This is a genomic window from Arthrobacter sp. MPF02, assembly GCF_046605375.1.
Classification (GTDB): domain Bacteria; phylum Actinomycetota; class Actinomycetes; order Actinomycetales; family Micrococcaceae; genus Arthrobacter.
On the sequence record NZ_CP176772.1, the window covers coordinates 3,001,343 to 3,016,807 of the forward strand.

At 67.3% G+C, this 15,465-nt stretch carries 12 protein-coding genes; 6 read left to right on the forward strand and 6 right to left on the reverse strand.

The window, feature by feature from the left end:
• Window positions 1-90 precede the first annotated feature (90 nt).
• Both ACLH0K_RS14250 and pta read right to left on the reverse strand, forming a co-directional pair.
• On the reverse strand, window positions 91-2,814 hold the full coding sequence (locus ACLH0K_RS14250; protein WP_411374207.1) for a LuxR C-terminal-related transcriptional regulator: 2,724 nt from the start codon (window positions 2,812-2,814) through the stop codon (window positions 91-93).
• Window positions 2,815-2,843: 29 nt separating this feature from the next.
• A complete protein-coding gene (gene pta, locus ACLH0K_RS14255; RefSeq protein ID WP_411374208.1) occupies window positions 2,844-4,913 on the reverse strand; it encodes a phosphate acetyltransferase in 2,070 nt (689 codons plus the stop codon).
• A gap of 212 nt (window positions 4,914-5,125) precedes the next feature.
• On the opposite strand from pta, the gene ACLH0K_RS14260 reads away from it, so the two are divergent.
• The 5 genes from ACLH0K_RS14260 (at window position 5,126) to ACLH0K_RS14280 (ending at window position 9,324) form a co-directional block, all read left to right on the forward strand.
• The gene (locus ACLH0K_RS14260) at window positions 5,126-5,593 is read left to right on the forward strand and encodes a hotdog fold thioesterase (RefSeq protein WP_411374209.1); all 468 of its coding nucleotides are present in this window, start codon (window positions 5,126-5,128) and stop codon (window positions 5,591-5,593) included.
• A gap of 6 nt (window positions 5,594-5,599) precedes the next feature.
• A complete protein-coding gene (gene paaK, locus ACLH0K_RS14265) occupies window positions 5,600-6,964 on the forward strand; it encodes a phenylacetate--CoA ligase PaaK (RefSeq protein WP_411374210.1) in 1,365 nt (454 codons plus the stop codon).
• A 74-nt stretch (window positions 6,965-7,038) separates the two neighbouring features.
• Window positions 7,039-7,677: a TetR/AcrR family transcriptional regulator gene (locus ACLH0K_RS14270; protein WP_411374211.1), complete on the forward strand. Its 639-nt coding sequence runs from the start codon at window positions 7,039-7,041 to the stop codon at window positions 7,675-7,677.
• Window positions 7,678-7,859: 182 nt separating this feature from the next.
• A complete protein-coding gene (locus tag ACLH0K_RS14275) occupies window positions 7,860-9,008 on the forward strand; it encodes a S1C family serine protease (protein WP_411374212.1) in 1,149 nt (382 codons plus the stop codon).
• Window positions 9,009-9,021: 13 nt separating this feature from the next.
• Entirely contained in the window at window positions 9,022-9,324 is a 303-nt protein-coding gene (locus ACLH0K_RS14280; protein WP_411374213.1) for a hypothetical protein, read from the forward strand.
• A gap of 65 nt (window positions 9,325-9,389) precedes the next feature.
• On the opposite strand, the gene ACLH0K_RS14285 is transcribed toward ACLH0K_RS14280, so the two are convergent.
• The gene (locus ACLH0K_RS14285) at window positions 9,390-9,785 is read right to left on the reverse strand and encodes a VOC family protein (RefSeq protein ID WP_138137110.1); all 396 of its coding nucleotides are present in this window, start codon (window positions 9,783-9,785) and stop codon (window positions 9,390-9,392) included.
• A 187-nt stretch (window positions 9,786-9,972) separates the two neighbouring features.
• Complete coding sequence (paaZ, locus tag ACLH0K_RS14290; RefSeq protein ID WP_411374214.1) at window positions 9,973-12,084, reverse strand: phenylacetic acid degradation bifunctional protein PaaZ; 2,112 nt, start codon at window positions 12,082-12,084, stop codon at window positions 9,973-9,975.
• Window positions 12,085-12,222: 138 nt separating this feature from the next.
• Between paaZ and ACLH0K_RS14295 the strand changes: the two genes are divergently transcribed.
• Entirely contained in the window at window positions 12,223-12,675 is a 453-nt protein-coding gene (locus tag ACLH0K_RS14295) for a PaaI family thioesterase (RefSeq protein WP_411374215.1), read from the forward strand.
• Between the two features lie 7 nt (window positions 12,676-12,682).
• On the opposite strand, the gene ACLH0K_RS14300 is transcribed toward ACLH0K_RS14295, so the two are convergent.
• Complete coding sequence (locus ACLH0K_RS14300; protein ID WP_411374216.1) at window positions 12,683-14,770, reverse strand: S1 family peptidase; 2,088 nt, start codon at window positions 14,768-14,770, stop codon at window positions 12,683-12,685.
• Complete coding sequence (locus ACLH0K_RS14305; protein ID WP_411374217.1) at window positions 14,767-15,465, reverse strand: tyrosine-protein phosphatase; 699 nt, start codon at window positions 15,463-15,465, stop codon at window positions 14,767-14,769. Before ACLH0K_RS14305 ends, ACLH0K_RS14300 begins: the two co-directional genes overlap by 4 nt.

The window sequence follows — 15,465 nt, forward strand, 5'->3', positions numbered from 1 at the left end:
TGCGCGGCGGCGGGGCGCTGCCGGATAAGTCCACGGTAGGAACCGGCGGGGTGCGCGGACATCACCCGATGATGTGATTGGCGGGGTGATTCAGAGCAGGCCGCGCTCGCCCGCCTGCCCTACTGCCGCCCGCCGGCTTCCCACACCCAGTTTGGTGAAGATGTGCTTGGTATGGGTGCGGAGCGTGTTGTGCGAAATGAACAGGGCCCTGGCTATTTCCGGTCCACTCAGGTCACTGTCCAGCATGCGAAGGACCTGCAGCTCCCGATCACTGAGCGGTTCAAGGTCCGACTCCGGCTGCTCCCCGCTGCGCGCGCCGGCCGGTTCCTGGTACGTACACAGGGTGAGCAGTCGACGGGCACCGGCGGCAGCGGCGCCGTCGTGCTTTGCCTTTGCCGCCCCGCGCAGCAGGTCCGCCATCGGTGGACCTTCGTCAAGGTACAGCCGCACGTAGCCGTCAGGTTCCGGCGAACCCGTCAACGATTCCGCCAGCGCCTCCTGCGCCTGCAGGCGGAGGCCGAGTGCGTCGAAGGCCAGGGACTGCAGCATGCGGATTTCGGCGAGGCTGCCAAAACGGCCTGTCTCAGCGGCTCCTGCTGAGAGCCTGCCAAGAAGGTCAAGCGCAGCGTTGGCGGCAAGGGTATCCGCACCGGTCCGCTGCCGGGCGATGAGCAGCCGCACCAGGGTGAGGTGGTTGAACTCCTGCAGGTAGGTGCCGCCGCCAGCAGCATCAATCCCGCACAGCTGCGCCCAGCGGGCAGCGGCGGACAGGTCCCCGTGACGAAGCTGAAGCCTTGCCTTGATGGCCGGGACGGGTCGCACCTCAGGGAAGAATCCCGGCCGGTACAGCTGCCCCGCCTGGTCCAGCCAGTCCATGGCCCGGTCCCGGCGGCCCTCGTCATAGGCCGTCAATGCCCTGGCCACGAACCACCGGTACCGGCTTTCGGTCATCGGACCGCGCTCGTAAAACGCCGCGGCCGCGGCCAGGTGCACGCCTGCTTCCTGGAGATCCCCAGCCTCCCGGCAGAGTTCGGCGAGGGCGACGTGCAGCTCGGCGCCCGCCCGCAGCATGGATTCGCTTTGGGAATCCGCTGCCATAAGTGCCGCCGTACAGCTGCGGCGGGCCCCCGCAGGACGGCCTGCAGCCAGCAGCATGTCCGCCAGAATGACCGTGCTGCTGTACTCGTCCAGCAGGTTGCCGGCCGCGTGCAGGCTTGCAATTGCCCCGGTGAACGTGTGCAGCGCTTCGGCCACGTTGCCGTCCGACCAGGCGGCGAACCCAAGAAAAGCGGCCGCGGCGCCCCTCGCCATGTGATCCGTCGGCCCGGCGAGTTCCAGTGCCCGCCGGGCGTGGGCCGCGGTGCCGGCTGCGTCTCCCCGCGCCTGTGCCAGGGAGGCACGGTAGGTGGCAATTGTGGCCGGAAGCGTCTCCAGCTCCTGGTTTTCACCGGTGCCCTCTGCTGCTGCCGGACCCGCAGCCGCCAGGGTTCGCTCTGCATCCGCGAGACGGAGCTCCACACCGGCCAGGTCGCCGGAAGCCATCAGCATTGCGCCGTAAAAGACGCTGAGCACGGGGCTCTCCCGGATGGTGGGATCGGGAAGTGCTGCCAGCCAGCCGAACAGTACGGCGTCCTGGCGGCTGCGCCGGAGCAGGGGCAGAGCACGTTCCACCAGACGCGCCGCCCGGCCGAAATCCCGGCCCTCGAGGGCATGCCGGATGGCGTTGGCCAGGTGGTCCCGGGACTCGTACCATTGGCTGGCGCGGCGGTGGAGCAGCGGAACCTGGTCCGGTTCCTCGCTGAGGAGGCGTCCCCGCAGGACGTCTGCGAAGAGGTGGTGGTAGCGGTACCACTCGCGCCGGTCATCGAGCGGGACAACAAAGAGGTTTGCCCGCTCCAGGTTCACGAGCATGGTGCTTCCACCGTCCCGGCCGGTGACAGCATCGCACAGCGGGCCGGTGAGCCTGTCCAGGACTGCGGTGTGCTGGAGGAAGCTCCTGACCCCGTCCGGCTGGTGCTCCAGCACCTCGTCCACCAGGTAGTCCACGACATAGCGGTCGTCTCCGGCAAAGCGGTTGATGAAGCCGGCGGCATCGTTCCGGTCACGCAGGGAGAGCACGGCGAGCTGCAGCGCCGCGATCCAGCCCTCGGTCCGCTGCTCCAACGTGGAGACCTGTTCAGGCGCAAGCCCCAGCCCTGCCTCCTTGTTGAGGTAGGCCTCGGCCTCAGCCTGGCTGAACCGCAGGTCTGCTGCGCGGATTTCAACCAGTTTTCCCCGCACCCGCCACCTGGCCAGGGGCAGGTCGGGATCGGAACGCGTACTCATCACCACGTGGAGCTGCTGCGGAACATGTTCCAGGAAGTAGGACATGCCATCCGCCAGGCCGCCGCCATCCACGGTGTGGTAGTCGTCCAGCACCAGCCACAGGTCCTGGGACAGGGCTGCGAGGTCGTTGATCAGGGACACGAGGAAAAGTTCCGTGGCCAGGGGCGGTGACCCGATGAGCTCCAGGGCCTTGGACCCCGCTCCAGGCACCACGGTTTGGAGCGCTGTGATCACGTGGCTCCAGAAAGTACCCGGCTCACCCTCGGCTGCATCCAGTGACAGCCAGGCGACGCGGCCATGGCGTTCCCCGGCCGCCCCCTGGACCCAGTCCGCGAGGAGGGAAGTCTTCCCGAAACCTGCCGGCGCCGAAACGAGCGTCAGTCCCGCACCGGCACTAAGGTCCAGTTTGGCCTGCAGGCGCGGCCGCGCCACAAACCCCCGCCGCGGCCCGGGGACGTAGAGTTTCGTGGCGATAATCGAGGCTTCCACGGGATGCTGCCCAACCACCGGACTGGCAGTCAGGCCTGCGCCTGGATCGCCGTGATGGCCACGGTGTTGACGATGTCTTCCACGGTGCAGCCACGCGACAGGTCGTTGACCGGCTTCCGCAGCCCCTGCAGCACCGGCCCCACGGCCACCGCGCCCGAGCTCTGCTGTACCGCCTTGTACGTGTTGTTGCCGGTGTTGAGGTCGGGGAAGATGAACACCGTGGCCTGCCCGGCCACGGAGGAGCCCGGCATCTTGGACGCGGCGATGGAGGCGTCCACGGCGGCGTCGTACTGGATGGGTCCTTCCACGGCGAGGTCCGGGCGGCGCGCACGCACCAGTTCCGTGGCCTGCCGCACCTCGTCCACCGCCTCGCCGGAGCCCGAGCCGCCGGTGGAGTAAGACAGCATGGCCACCCGAGGCTCCACGCCGAACTGGGCAGCGGTTTCTGCTGATGCCAGCGCGATGTCCGCCAGCTGCTCCACGTTCGGATCCGGGTTCACGGCGCAGTCGCCGTAGACCAGGACACGGTCCGGCATGAGCATCAGGAACACGGAGGACACGATTTTCACGCCCTCCCGGGTCTTCACGAATTCCAGGGCCGGCCGGATGGTGTGCGCCGTGGTGTGCGCCGCGCCGGACACCATGCCGTCCACCACTCCCAGCTGGACCATCATGGTGCCGAAGTAGCTTACGTCCTGCATGATCTCCAGCGCCTTGGCCAGGTCCACGCCCTTGTGTGCCCGCAGTTCCGCGTACTTCTCAGCGAACTTCTGCCGCAGGTCCGAGGTTGCCGGGTCCACCACGTTGATACCGGTGAGGTCGATGCCCCGGGCGGCAGCCAGCTCCCGGACGTCCGATTCGGGCCCGAGCACGGTCAGGTCGCACACGTCCCGCCGGTGCAAAATTTCTGCCGCCCGGAGGATCCGCATGTCGGTCCCCTCCGGCAGGACTACGTGCCGCCGCTGCGAGCGGGCCCGTTCAATCAGGTCATGCAGGAACCGCAGCGGCGTCATCCGCTCCGCGCGCGGCAGGTGCAGCCGCTCCACAATCTCGGCCTCGTCCACGCGGCGGGACCACAGTCCCAGGGCCGACGCCACCTTCCGCCGGTGCCCGGACCAGATCTCGCTGCGGACCTCCGAGACGCGGCGGGCAGTGGTGTACGTGTCATCGCGGGCGGCGAACACCGGGAACGGGGCCTGTGCCAGGAGCGGGTAGATGTTGGCGTCAGGCGCCAGGCCGCCGGTGAGGATCAGCGCGGAGGCCACGGGGAACTCCGGGGAGAAGGATGATGCCAGGCATGCCACCATCACGTCGGCCCGGTCCCCCGGGACGATCACCAGGGCACCTTCGTCCAGCACGTTGAGGAAGTTGCCCACGTTCATGGCTGCAACCTTGATGTCCTTCACGTCGCGGTCCATGTCCGCCCTGCCCGCAATCTGCCGAACGTCCAGCGCCGTGGCCACTTCACCGGTTGTGGGACGTGCAATCTCCTCCAGCTCGGGCAGGACGTAGACGGGCCGCCCGGAGGCACCCACCTTCACCTTGGCGGCGATCTCGTCCACCAAGTCGGGATCCGCGCGATTGACCATGATGGCCAGCAGTGCGCACTTTTCCGCGGCCAGCTCCTTCCGGGCAACATCGACGGCCGCTGAGGCCTCCTCGACAGTGCGGCCCTTGGCCCCGACCACAGCCACCACGGGTGCGGCGAGGTTGTTGGCCAGCCGGGCGTTGAGGTCGAACTCGACGGCGGCGTCCTGGCCGGTGAGGTCCGTCCCCTCCACGATCACTACGTCGCAGAGCCGCGACATTTCAGCGAAGATCTCCACGCAGCGGGAGTCGATTTCTTCGCGGTTGCCCTCTGCCAGCAGTCTCCTGACCTCCTGCGAGGTCAGGCCGCCGCGGCAGCGCTCGTCGCCCAGCGCGAACCGGGACTTCATCAGGGCCACCATGGGGTCGTCCCCGGCAGTGGGCCCGGTGACAACGGGCTTGAAGAAGCCGATCCGGTCCGCATGCCGGTGCAGCGTGTCCGCCAGGCCCAGGGCCACGAGGGACTTGCCCGATCCGGGAGTGGTTGCGCTGACGTAGATGCCTTTGGCCATGGTCCGCCCTTTGCTGTCTGGTGCCGGTCCCCCCATCCTTGCACCTTCCACCAGTTGGCACCCACCCAGCCAGGTAGCAGTAACTGCCATTATGGGCGCCCACAACGACAGATACTGCTACCTGGTTGGGCCGAAGCCGTGCCCTTGACACCGCACCCCCTCATGGGATTACCTAATGAACATTCGGTAAATAAAGCTGGAGGCAATGACGCATGGCTGAAACAACACTTTCCGGGCCACCTCACCCCATCCTGGAAAACGACTACGCCTCCGAATGGATGGGCATTGAGGTCCTGTCCCTGAGCGACGGCCACGCAACCATCCGGATGACCCTCCGGCAGGAGATGCTCAACGGCTTTGGCATGGCCCACGGCGGAATGATCTTCGCCTTCGCAGACTCAGCCTTCGCACTTGCCTGCAACCCGATCCACCCGTCACCGGGCGAGGAAAACCTCATCACCGTGGCCTCGGGCGTGGACATCAATTTCCTGAAGCCCGCCTACCGCGGCCAGGTGGTCACCGCCGTCGCCGACCGGCGTTCCAGCGCCGGACGCAGCGGCCTGTACGACATCCAGATCTTCGCCGCAGACGCCCAACAGGCCGAATCCACCCCCTCCGGCGCCCCCGGCGAACTCATTGCCGAGTTCCGCGGACGCAGCCGCACCATCCCCAGGAAGTAGGACAACATGACCCTGCATGCTCCCGAAACCCCCGCCCCGGCAGCGGCAACATCCGCAGCAACACCAGGCCTGGACCGTGAGGAAACCATTTCCCGCGACGAACTCGAGGCGCTCCAGTTGAGCCGTCTGCAGCACACCGTGGCCTACGCCTACGAGCGTGTGCCGCTGTACAAGCGCAAATTCGACGACGCCGGCGTGCACCCGAGCGACCTCCGGGAACTCAGCGACCTGGGCAACTTCCCCTTCACCAGCAAGGAAGACCTGCGCCAGGAATACCCGTTCGGCATGTTCGCCGTGCCGCAAAGCGAAGTGGCCCGCGTGCACGCCAGCTCCGGCACCACCGGCCGGCCCACCGTGGTGGGCTACACCAGGCAGGACCTGGCGGACTGGGCCAAGCTTGTAGCCCGCTGTTTCCGCGCGTCCGGTATCCGCCCCGGCATGAAGGTCCACAACGCCTACGGCTACGGCCTGTTTACCGGCGGTTTGGGCGCACATGCCGGCGCCGAAGCCCTGGGTTGCACGGTCATCCCCATGTCCGGCGGCCAGACTGAACGCCAGATCCAGCTGATCCAGGACTTCCAGCCGGACGCCATCCTGTGCACGCCCACCTACCTGCTGACTATCGCCGACGCCATGGCGCACATGGGCATCGACCCCGCCTCCACATCGTTGAAGTACGCGGTGCTGGGCGCCGAGCCGTGGACGCAGGAGATGCGGCACGAGCTCGAGGTCACCATGGACCTCAAGGCCTGCGACATTTATGGCTTGTCCGAGGTGATGGGGCCGGGCGTCGCCGGCGAGGCGGTGGAGACGCAGGACGGCAGCCACATCTGGGAGGACCATTTCCGCCCCGAAATCATCGACCCGTTCAACCCGGCGGCGGGCAAGGAGAACGTCCTGGGCGACGGCGAACACGGCGAACTCGTCTTCACTTCCCTGACCAAGGAAGCACTGCCCATCATCCGCTACCGCACCAAGGACCTCACCCGCCTCCTGCCCGGTACCGCCCGCCCCGCACACCGCAGGATGGGCCGTATCACCGGCCGCAGCGACGACATGATCATCCTCCGCGGGGTCAACCTCTTCCCCTCGCAGATCGAGGAGATCGCGCTCCGGATCCCCGAGCTCAGCCCGCACTTCCAGCTCGAGCTCACCCGGCCCGAGGGCCAGCGGATGGACCAGCTGACCGTGAAGATCGAGCGGCGGGACAACGTCACCACCGAGCAGGGCACGACGGCGGCACGCACCTTGCAGGAGCAAATCAAGATCCACGTGGGTTCTTCATGCGCCGTGGACGTTGTGGAGCCCGGCTCGCTTGAGCGGTCCAACGGCAAGCTGCGCCGCATCTACGACCTCCGCCCGAAGGGCTAGGTGAACGGCGCTCCCGGGCCCACCGGCGGGGGACCTGCCCGGGCCGACCGACCGTTCGTGAGAAACTAGCACCTATGCCCAGCACCACCGGAACCTCCAGCACCACCGGCACTGCAGTCAATGGCACAGCCAGGCGCGGCCGGCCCGGCTACGACCAACAGTCCGTGCTGCGCATCGCCGTGGACGTCTTCAACCGCCACGGCTACGACGCCACCTCGATGGGCATCCTGGCGGAGAACCTGGGCATCTCGAAGTCGGCCATCTACCACCACGTTCCCTCCAAGGGCGACCTCCTCAAGCTCGCCCTTGACCACGCACTCGGCGGGCTGGAGACCATCCTGGAACAGCCGGAGGCGACGTCCGGCCCCGCGGACGCCCGGCTCGAGTTCGTCCTCCGGCAAACGGTGGCCGTCCTGGTGGACCGGCTGCCGTTTGTCACGCTGCTGCTGCGGCTGCGCGGGAACACCGAGATTGAACGGGACGCGCTGGAGCGCCGGCGCACATTCGACCACAAGGTGGCAGCGCTCATTTCGCTGGCCAGGGACGAGGGCTCGCTCCGGCAGGACATCGACCCCCGGACCGTCACCCGGCTCCTGTTCGGCATGATCAACTCCATCGTGGAGTGGTACAAGCCCAGGGGCTCCCTCTCCCCTAAGCGGCTGGCCGATGACGTGATCACCATGGCGTTCGACGGACTGCACGGCCACCCCTGACCTTCCCCAACTAGGTAGCGCCAACTGTCGTTATGACCTGCCAAAACGACACATAGCGCTACCTAGTTGGGCCGTCCGGTGGCCGCGTCCGCCTCTGAGCGCCACAAATACTAAGTGTGCTTGGTATTTGCGGCGCACCCCGGCTACGGTGGTAGAAAGCCGCCACCGCAGGGAGGTACTGAATGAGCCCGGCAATTCCTCATGGGCGCCGCCGCCCGCACCCGGGCCGGCCACGCCGACCCGGCCTGTGCAGGACCGCCGCCGCCGCAGCTACCCTGAGTGCCGCCGTCGTACTATCCGCATGCACCGGTGGATCCCCGGCACCCAGCGAAACCACCGGCACCGGGAACACCGCTGCCGCCAGCCCCGCCGCCTCCGCCCCGGCAACCGGAGGGGCCGGCGCACCCGCCGCTCCGGATGCGGCCGGCGGCATCCCGCAGCTGGTGGAAAACCTGGCACCGTCCGTGGTCACCATCTTCACCGAGGGCGGGCTGGGCAGTGGCGTGGTGTACTCGGAGGACGGCCTGATCCTCACCAACGAGCACGTGATTCGCGGCAACACCCGCGTGGAGGTCGCCTTCGCCGACGGCCAGCGCGTGGACGGTACGGTCCGGGCCACCGACCCCGTCACGGACCTTGCTTTGGTGCAGGCGGACCGCACCGGGCTGCCGAAGCCGACCTATCAGACCGACCTGCCCAAGGTAGGCGAAGGCGCCGTGGTGCTCGGTTCCCCGCTGGGGTTCGAGAATACGGCCACGGCCGGCATCATCTCCGGGCTCCACCGGTCCATTCCGGGCTCGGCCTCCAACAGCCTGTCCCTCGTTGACCTGATCCAGACCGACGCGCCCATCAGCCCGGGCAACTCCGGCGGGGCCGTGATCAACATGCGCGGCGAAATCATCGGCATCAGCGAGGCGTACATCCCGCCGTCGGCCGGTGCCGTCGCTTTGGGGTTCGCCATTCCGGCCGCCACGGCCGTGGAAGTGGCCGAGGAACTGCTGGCCGACGGCACGGCCGAACACGCCTATGTAGGCCTGACCCCCGGCGAACTGACCGCCCAGATTGCAGACCAGCTGGGCATCGAACAGGGCGCCGGCGTGCTGGTCCTGGCCGTGGCCGAGGACGGGCCGGCGGGAGAGGCCGGAATCCGCCCCGGCGACGTGCTGGAGTCCATGGAAGGCGTGGAACTCACAGCACCGGAAGGGCTGCTGGCAGAACTGCGCAGCCGCAACCCCGGCGACACAGTCACCTTCACCGTCAAACGCGGCGACCAGACCGAGGACGTGAAGGTGGACCTGGCTGAGCGCCCCACTGAACCCACCACCCGATAGGAAGGTAAGGAAAATGAGCAACTCCAAGGAAGAGCCAGAGGCAGGCTTCATTGTGCCCGACCCGTCCAAGATCCGCGAGGACATTCCCGGCGATGCCGGCGACGAGGCCAACGTGATCCGCTTCAGCGAGGAGCAGGCCCTGATTGAGGAGCAGGCCCACGGCATCCGTCCGGACACCTACAGCGTGCCCGCAGGCGGCCCCACCATGGATGAGGCCCGCGGCAACATGGACCTCTCCGACCAGACCTCCGGCCGCGGCACCGGCCCCGAGGATGACAGCAGCGACGACGGCCTGCACGGCGGTGCCGAGTCCTGACCTTTGGTGGCAAACGCAGGGGCGCCCCGGATTCTTCCGGGGCGCCCCTGACGTTTGCCTGGCTGCTAGAGCTGGTACTCCATCTTGCCGCCCAGGCTCTCATGGACGCACAGGATGTTGTGCTCGGTGTCCATGAACCAGGCACACTTCTCTGAATTCGTGGTGCAGATATGGTTTTCGGTCTTAAGGTTGGGCAGGTCGTAGTCCTGGAACTGCACTCCCATGGCTTCCATTTCACGGACAGTCTTCTCGATGTCCGTCACTTCGAAGCTCAGGGCCGTGTGTTCGGAGTGCTTTCCGTCGGAAACCGGCTTCAACTGCAGCATCGGGCCGCCGTCGCTGCCGAGCAATTCGCTTCCATCGTCTGTCATTCCTACGTGCGGGAGTCCGAGTTTTTCGGTGTAGAAACTGCGGGCACGGGCTGCATCGTCGACTGGCAGGATGGTTGTGGCTGTGTTCATTCTTAGGGTCATCGGGCCACCTCCTACGGGCAGAATTTTACGCTCCCGCCCACAGGTTTCGACAGGCTCAACCGCCGGCAGGACAGTCTCAACCTCCGGCGCGCCTCCCCCGATGCGCTATCACTTTTGGTCCCTAAAACCCGGTTTTAGGGACCAAAAGTGATAGCGCAACCAGGGGCTTTGGGGGCTACTTTTCGACGAGGGTGAGGACATCGTAGGTGGCCACGATGTCGTCGTTCTGGTTGGTGAGAACGGCGTCCCAGGACACCTCGCCGTACTCGTCCGTTTCGCGCGGGGTGATCTTCTTGGCGGTGAGGGTCACGCGTATGGAATCGCCCGCGGCCACCGGGGTAATGAACCGCAGGTTCTCCAGCCCGTAGTTCGCCAGGACAGGGCCCGGTGCGGGCTCAACGAACAGTCCCGCTCCCCAGCTCAGCAGCAGGTAGCCGTGCGCCACGATCCCCGGGAAGAACGGGTTGGCTTCCGCTGCTTCCTGGTTGGTGTGGGCGTAGAACGTATCCCCGGTGGAGTTCGCGAACGCACTGATGTCCTCCAGGGTGACCTGCCGCAGGTCGGACCGGACGGCGTCGCCAATCCGCAGCGTCTCCAGCGACTTCCGGAACGGATGCGTGCCTTCGGTCTCGAGCGTGAAGTTGCGGTCTGCCCCGGCGTGCCAAATTCCGGTGACGGCGGTAAGCATGTTGGGCGAGCCCTGGATGGCGGTGCGCTGCATGTGGTGCATGACGGAGCGGATGCCTCCCAGTTCCTCGCCCCCGCCGGCGCGGCCCGGCCCGCCATGGACCAGGTGCGGGACAGGCGAGCCGTGGCCGGTGGAGGAACGGGCGTCCTCGCGGTTCAGCATCAGGACGCGCCCGTGGTGTGCTGCGATCCCGGTGACCAGCTCCCGCGCCACGGACGGATCGTTGGTGCAGACCGTGGCCACCAGCGAACCGCTGCCGCGTACGGCGAGCCGGACGGCGTCGGCCAGGTCCTTGTAGCCGACCACCGAGGAAACGGGACCGAACGCCTCAAGTGAGTGCAGTGCCTCCGCCTCGGGATTGTTCCAATTCAGGAGGACCGGGGCCATGAAGGCGCCTTCCGCCACAACAGCGGAGGTGCCGTCCGCGGTGGTGACCGACGGCGAATCGAGCGTTCCGTACGCAAGCTCACCGCCGGCGTCGAGCATGGCCTGCACTGCGGCGCGGACGTCTTCAAGCTGTTCCACGGAGGCGAGCGCACCCATGGTGACGCCGTCCGCGCGGGGGTCACCCACCACGACACGCTCCTGGACGCGCTTGCCGATGGCAGCGGACACGGGACCCACCTGCTCCTGCGGCACAATGGCCCGGCGGATGGCGGTGCATTTTTGGCCGGCTTTGGCAGTCATCTCAGTGACCACGGACTTCACGAACGCGTCGAATTCCGGGGTGCCCTCAACGGCGTCAGGACCGAGGATGGCGGCGTTCAGGGAGTCGGTTTCAGACGTGAAACGGACTCCGCCCTGGACCACGTTCGGATGGGACTTCAGGGACAATGCCGTGGAGGCGGAACCGGTGAAGGATACGTAGTCGCGGTAGTCCAGCACGTCCAGCAGCCCGCGGACGGAGCCGGAAATGAGCTGCAGGGAGCCCTTGGGCAGGATGTTGGATTCAACGATCGCCTTTACAACCGCCGCGGCCACATAGCCTGTAGGGGTGGCGGGCTTGACGATGGTGGGGACGCCCGCGATGAACGCAGGCGCGAACTTTTCCAGCATGCCCCAGACCGGGAAGTTGAAGGCGTTGATCTGCACGGCGACGCCCGGGATCCGGGTGTAGATGTGCTCGCCTGCAAAGGACCCGTCCTTGGACAGCTGCTCCATCGGCCCGTCGACCACCACCTGCGAGTTCGGAAGTTCGCGCCGGCCCTTTGAGCCGAAGGTAAAGAGGACACCAATACCGCCGTCGATGTCCACCATGGAATCGATCTTGGTCGCGCCGGTCTGCGCCGAGAATGCGTAGAAGTGTTCGCGTCGGGCGTGCAGGTACTGGGCCAGTTCCTTGAGCTTTAGGGCACGCTGGTGGAAGGTGAGTTGGCCAAGTTCCGCCTGGCCGGTGTCGCGTCCGTAGTCCACGACCGCCTGCAGGTCCAGCCCCTCCGTGCTCACCTTGGCCAGGATCTCCCCCGTGCTCGCATCCCGGACGGGGACTGCGGAAGCCGACGAGCCGGCGTCGGGCGTCCACCAGGCGTCCATGATGAAGCTGGGCACTGTCTCCACGGTGTCAACCGTGGCCTGGGGAGCGGTGGCAGTGGTGGTCATCGTTGACGTGTCCTTCCAACAAGCGGGCAGAAAGGCCGTCAATGATTACTGACCGGCCGTTCGGTAATATAAGTACCATACATGAATGTGCCGCGCCGCACACTAGAAGCCGGACCGCAAAGACCTGAAGGAGACCCCATGACCGCCCCGACTCCGAACTCCCCCGAGCCTGCTCCGGCCCATGCCCCCAGGCAGCACGAGCTATGGAAGATCACGCTCGGCGAGCTGGACGAGAAGTTGGGCGTGAAGATCCTTGAGGAATCAGTGGAGCGGGTGGTCGCCACCATGCCCGTGGAGGGCAACAGGCAATCGTTCGGCCTGCTGCACGGCGGCGCCTCGCTGGCGGTGGGCGAGGCCGTGGGCTCCTGGGCTGCCGTGATCCACGCGAGCACCATGGGCAAGACGGCGGTGGGCGTGGACGTGTCCGCCACCCACCACCGCTCGGCGCGGGAAGGGACGGTCACCATCACGGCCACGCCCATCCACCTCGGCGGCACGCTGACCACCCACGAGGTGCTCATCACCAACGAGATCGGCCAGCGGCTCTGCACGCTCCGCATCACCAACCTGCTGATGCGGCGCCACAAGTAGGGCTTCCCTATCCGCTGCGCTTCCGCCGCCCGACCAGCACCATCAGGACGCCCCCGGCCGCAATTGCTGCCACTGCCGCACCTGTCGCCGACAGCAGAAGTGTAGAGGCGCCGGTGTTGGCGAGCCCTCCGGGATTCCTGGGGCTACCGCTGCGTCCCGTGTTGGCGAGGTCCGCGGGCGGCGTGGCCGCTGGAAGTACGACGGCGGCGCCTCCGTCCGAGGAGTCGGCGGGCGGTGCAGGGGATGCGTCCGCCGGGGCCGGGTTTGTGGGCGCAGGAGCAGCGGGTGCCGGTGCCCGCGGGCCCGGGTCGGCCGGTGCCGGCGGTTCTTCGGAGTCCGGTGCCGGTGCCGGCGGCGTGGGGGCCTCCTCAGGCAGGGGCGGGAACGCGAAGCTGTTGATGCCCGAAACACTGAATCCGTTGACCGTCTCGGCGGTGAAGCGCAATGCCTGTGGGCGCTTGCCCTCCGGCGATCCGGGTGCCGTGAAGCTCCAGTTTCCATCCGCGTCCACCGGGACCTCGAAGGGTTCACCGTCCTCGGGAGTGATCCGGACCGTCGACCCGGCAGCGATGGCCGAGGCCGGAGCTGCCGGTACGGTTCCGGTGATGACCTGCCCCGGCTCGTAGGTGCCACCTGGAGCAGGGCTGGTGACAGCGGGCTTGTTCAGGAAGAGTTCCAACTGGTAGCCGGGCAGGACAGCCAGGCTCTCACTGAGGGTGGCGGCAACGGCGAAATTCTGGATCACGTTGCCGTTGCCGTCAGGGGTGTCCCCGGCTGCGTGGGTTCCCACGGCATAGTTTCCGCTGACGTAGGGCCCGCCGGAATCGCCGCCGCTGGACTGGACGGCATAGGAGAGGAAACCCCGGAACGCCCGAAGATCGGCGGGGTCCGAGGCATAACCAGGGCCGGGAACAACAAAAATGCCCACGGCATCAACCGTCCCGCAGGACCAGGCTGAGGTCCGGCCCGAGCGGCAGACCGGCATTCCGGCAACGGGATCAGCCCTGCCGATAATCTTGACGTCCGGTCCTGGTTGAGAGAGGTCACCCCAGGTGCTGGCGGCCGGAAGCGCATCAATATCAGAGCGCAACGACTCGATGACGGAGATGTCGGTACCCACGTTTGCCGGTTCGTCCGGGTTGAGCGGGTCCTCGTTGATGCGCGAATTGCCCGGCCCGCCGTACTGGCTGAAACCAAACCTGCCCAGCAGACCAGCGGCTTCGCCCATGATTTGCAGGGTCGCCGTCTGCGCTGCCCCGTCGGAAGCGCAGTGGCCGGCCGACAGCACGGCCGGGACGCCCGTGGGGTCGAAGGCGGAGAAACCCGTGGAGCATATCCAGCCGGTATCGGCGATGTAGCCGACACCCCCGGGGACGTCGGCTTCGGGAGCAAGGTGCGTGCCGGCGTCGAGCACCACGTTGGCGTACCGGGCCACGAACTCTGCGGGTGATACCTTGCCGGGACCTGCGGCAGGAGCGCCCGGGTCACCGCCACGGGAGGTGGACTCGGGGCTGTTGGTCCCGCCGGTCCGGATCACGTACTTTCCGCCGTCGGCCACTACCGCCTGCAGGCCCTCCGCGCCGACCTCGCGCACGTACGCCTGGAACAGCTGCTCCGTACTGGCGGCCAATTCGGAACCGGCGGCCGGGTCCGACGAAGCGGTGCCCTCAGGGTTCCCGCCCTTGGCCTGGGGCATAGGCGCGTCCACCACCAGTTCGGGGATCGAAACCGCGAGCGCGGCCACCTTCTCGAGCAGCCCGGCACCTGATCCCGCCACCACAATCTTTCCGGCATCGAGCCGGACGCCAGCGTAACCGGGAACATCCCGCAGCTGCACGGCTGCTTCCGCCGCCTTTGCACCCAGTTCGCCCGCGGCGCTGAACTCCTCCGGGCTGAGGCCAAGATCGCGCTGCACCGCATCCGCGAGCGCTGCCTCGGAAAGGCGCGTGCCGCCGTCGGACGCAGCCGTACCGGGAGCTGGCCGAATTGCCGGTTCCTCGCTGGCGAAAGCCGGCGCTGCGATGTAAGCGGAAGAGGCGAGCACCCCGGCAACGGCGCCCATGGACAGGAACCGGCGCAGGTTGCGGGCCGTCATCGGGCGACCCCTGCCCCGCACAAGGCAAGCACGGCGTGCAGTTCATCGAAGCTGAGGCCGTTGCGCAGCAGGTAGTTCCGTGTGTCCAGGGCGCGGACGAACTCCACCACCGCTTTTCCGCGCTGCTCGAGCAGGGGTTCCAGCTCGGCGTCGCCGAGGTAGCGCTCCCTGTCGTGCGGCGGACCGTGCGTGCCGTAGCGTTCATTGATGCCGCGGGCCGCACGGCGGTAGCCCTCGGCGATGTCCCTGTCGGTGTCACCCGCCAGGTCCTGGACCATGGCTGCGACCATCCCGCTGCGGTCACGGCCGGCGGCACAGTGCAGGATCACGCCTCCGCGACCTGCTGCCGATGCGAGCGCCCGGAAGACTCCGACGAGTTTGTCCGGGAAGATCCGGGCGTTGTCTGCGTAGAAGGCGGGGTCGTTGAGGTACGGGCCGGTGATGGCCGTGAAGCGGGGGTCCCCGGGCTCCTCGGTGGGTGCCGTTATGACGGTCATTCCTTCCCAGGCGGCCTTCGCCACCACCGGATCGGTATCGCGCCGGCGGGCCTCGGCGGCGTTGCGAAGGTCAACAACGGTGCGGATGCCGTCGTCGAACGCCTGTTGCCAGCCCGCCTCGGTCAGCCATTCCCGGCGTCCCATCCGATAGACGCCGCCGGCTACATGCCAGGCGTTGACAGCACCATCCCAGCCCAT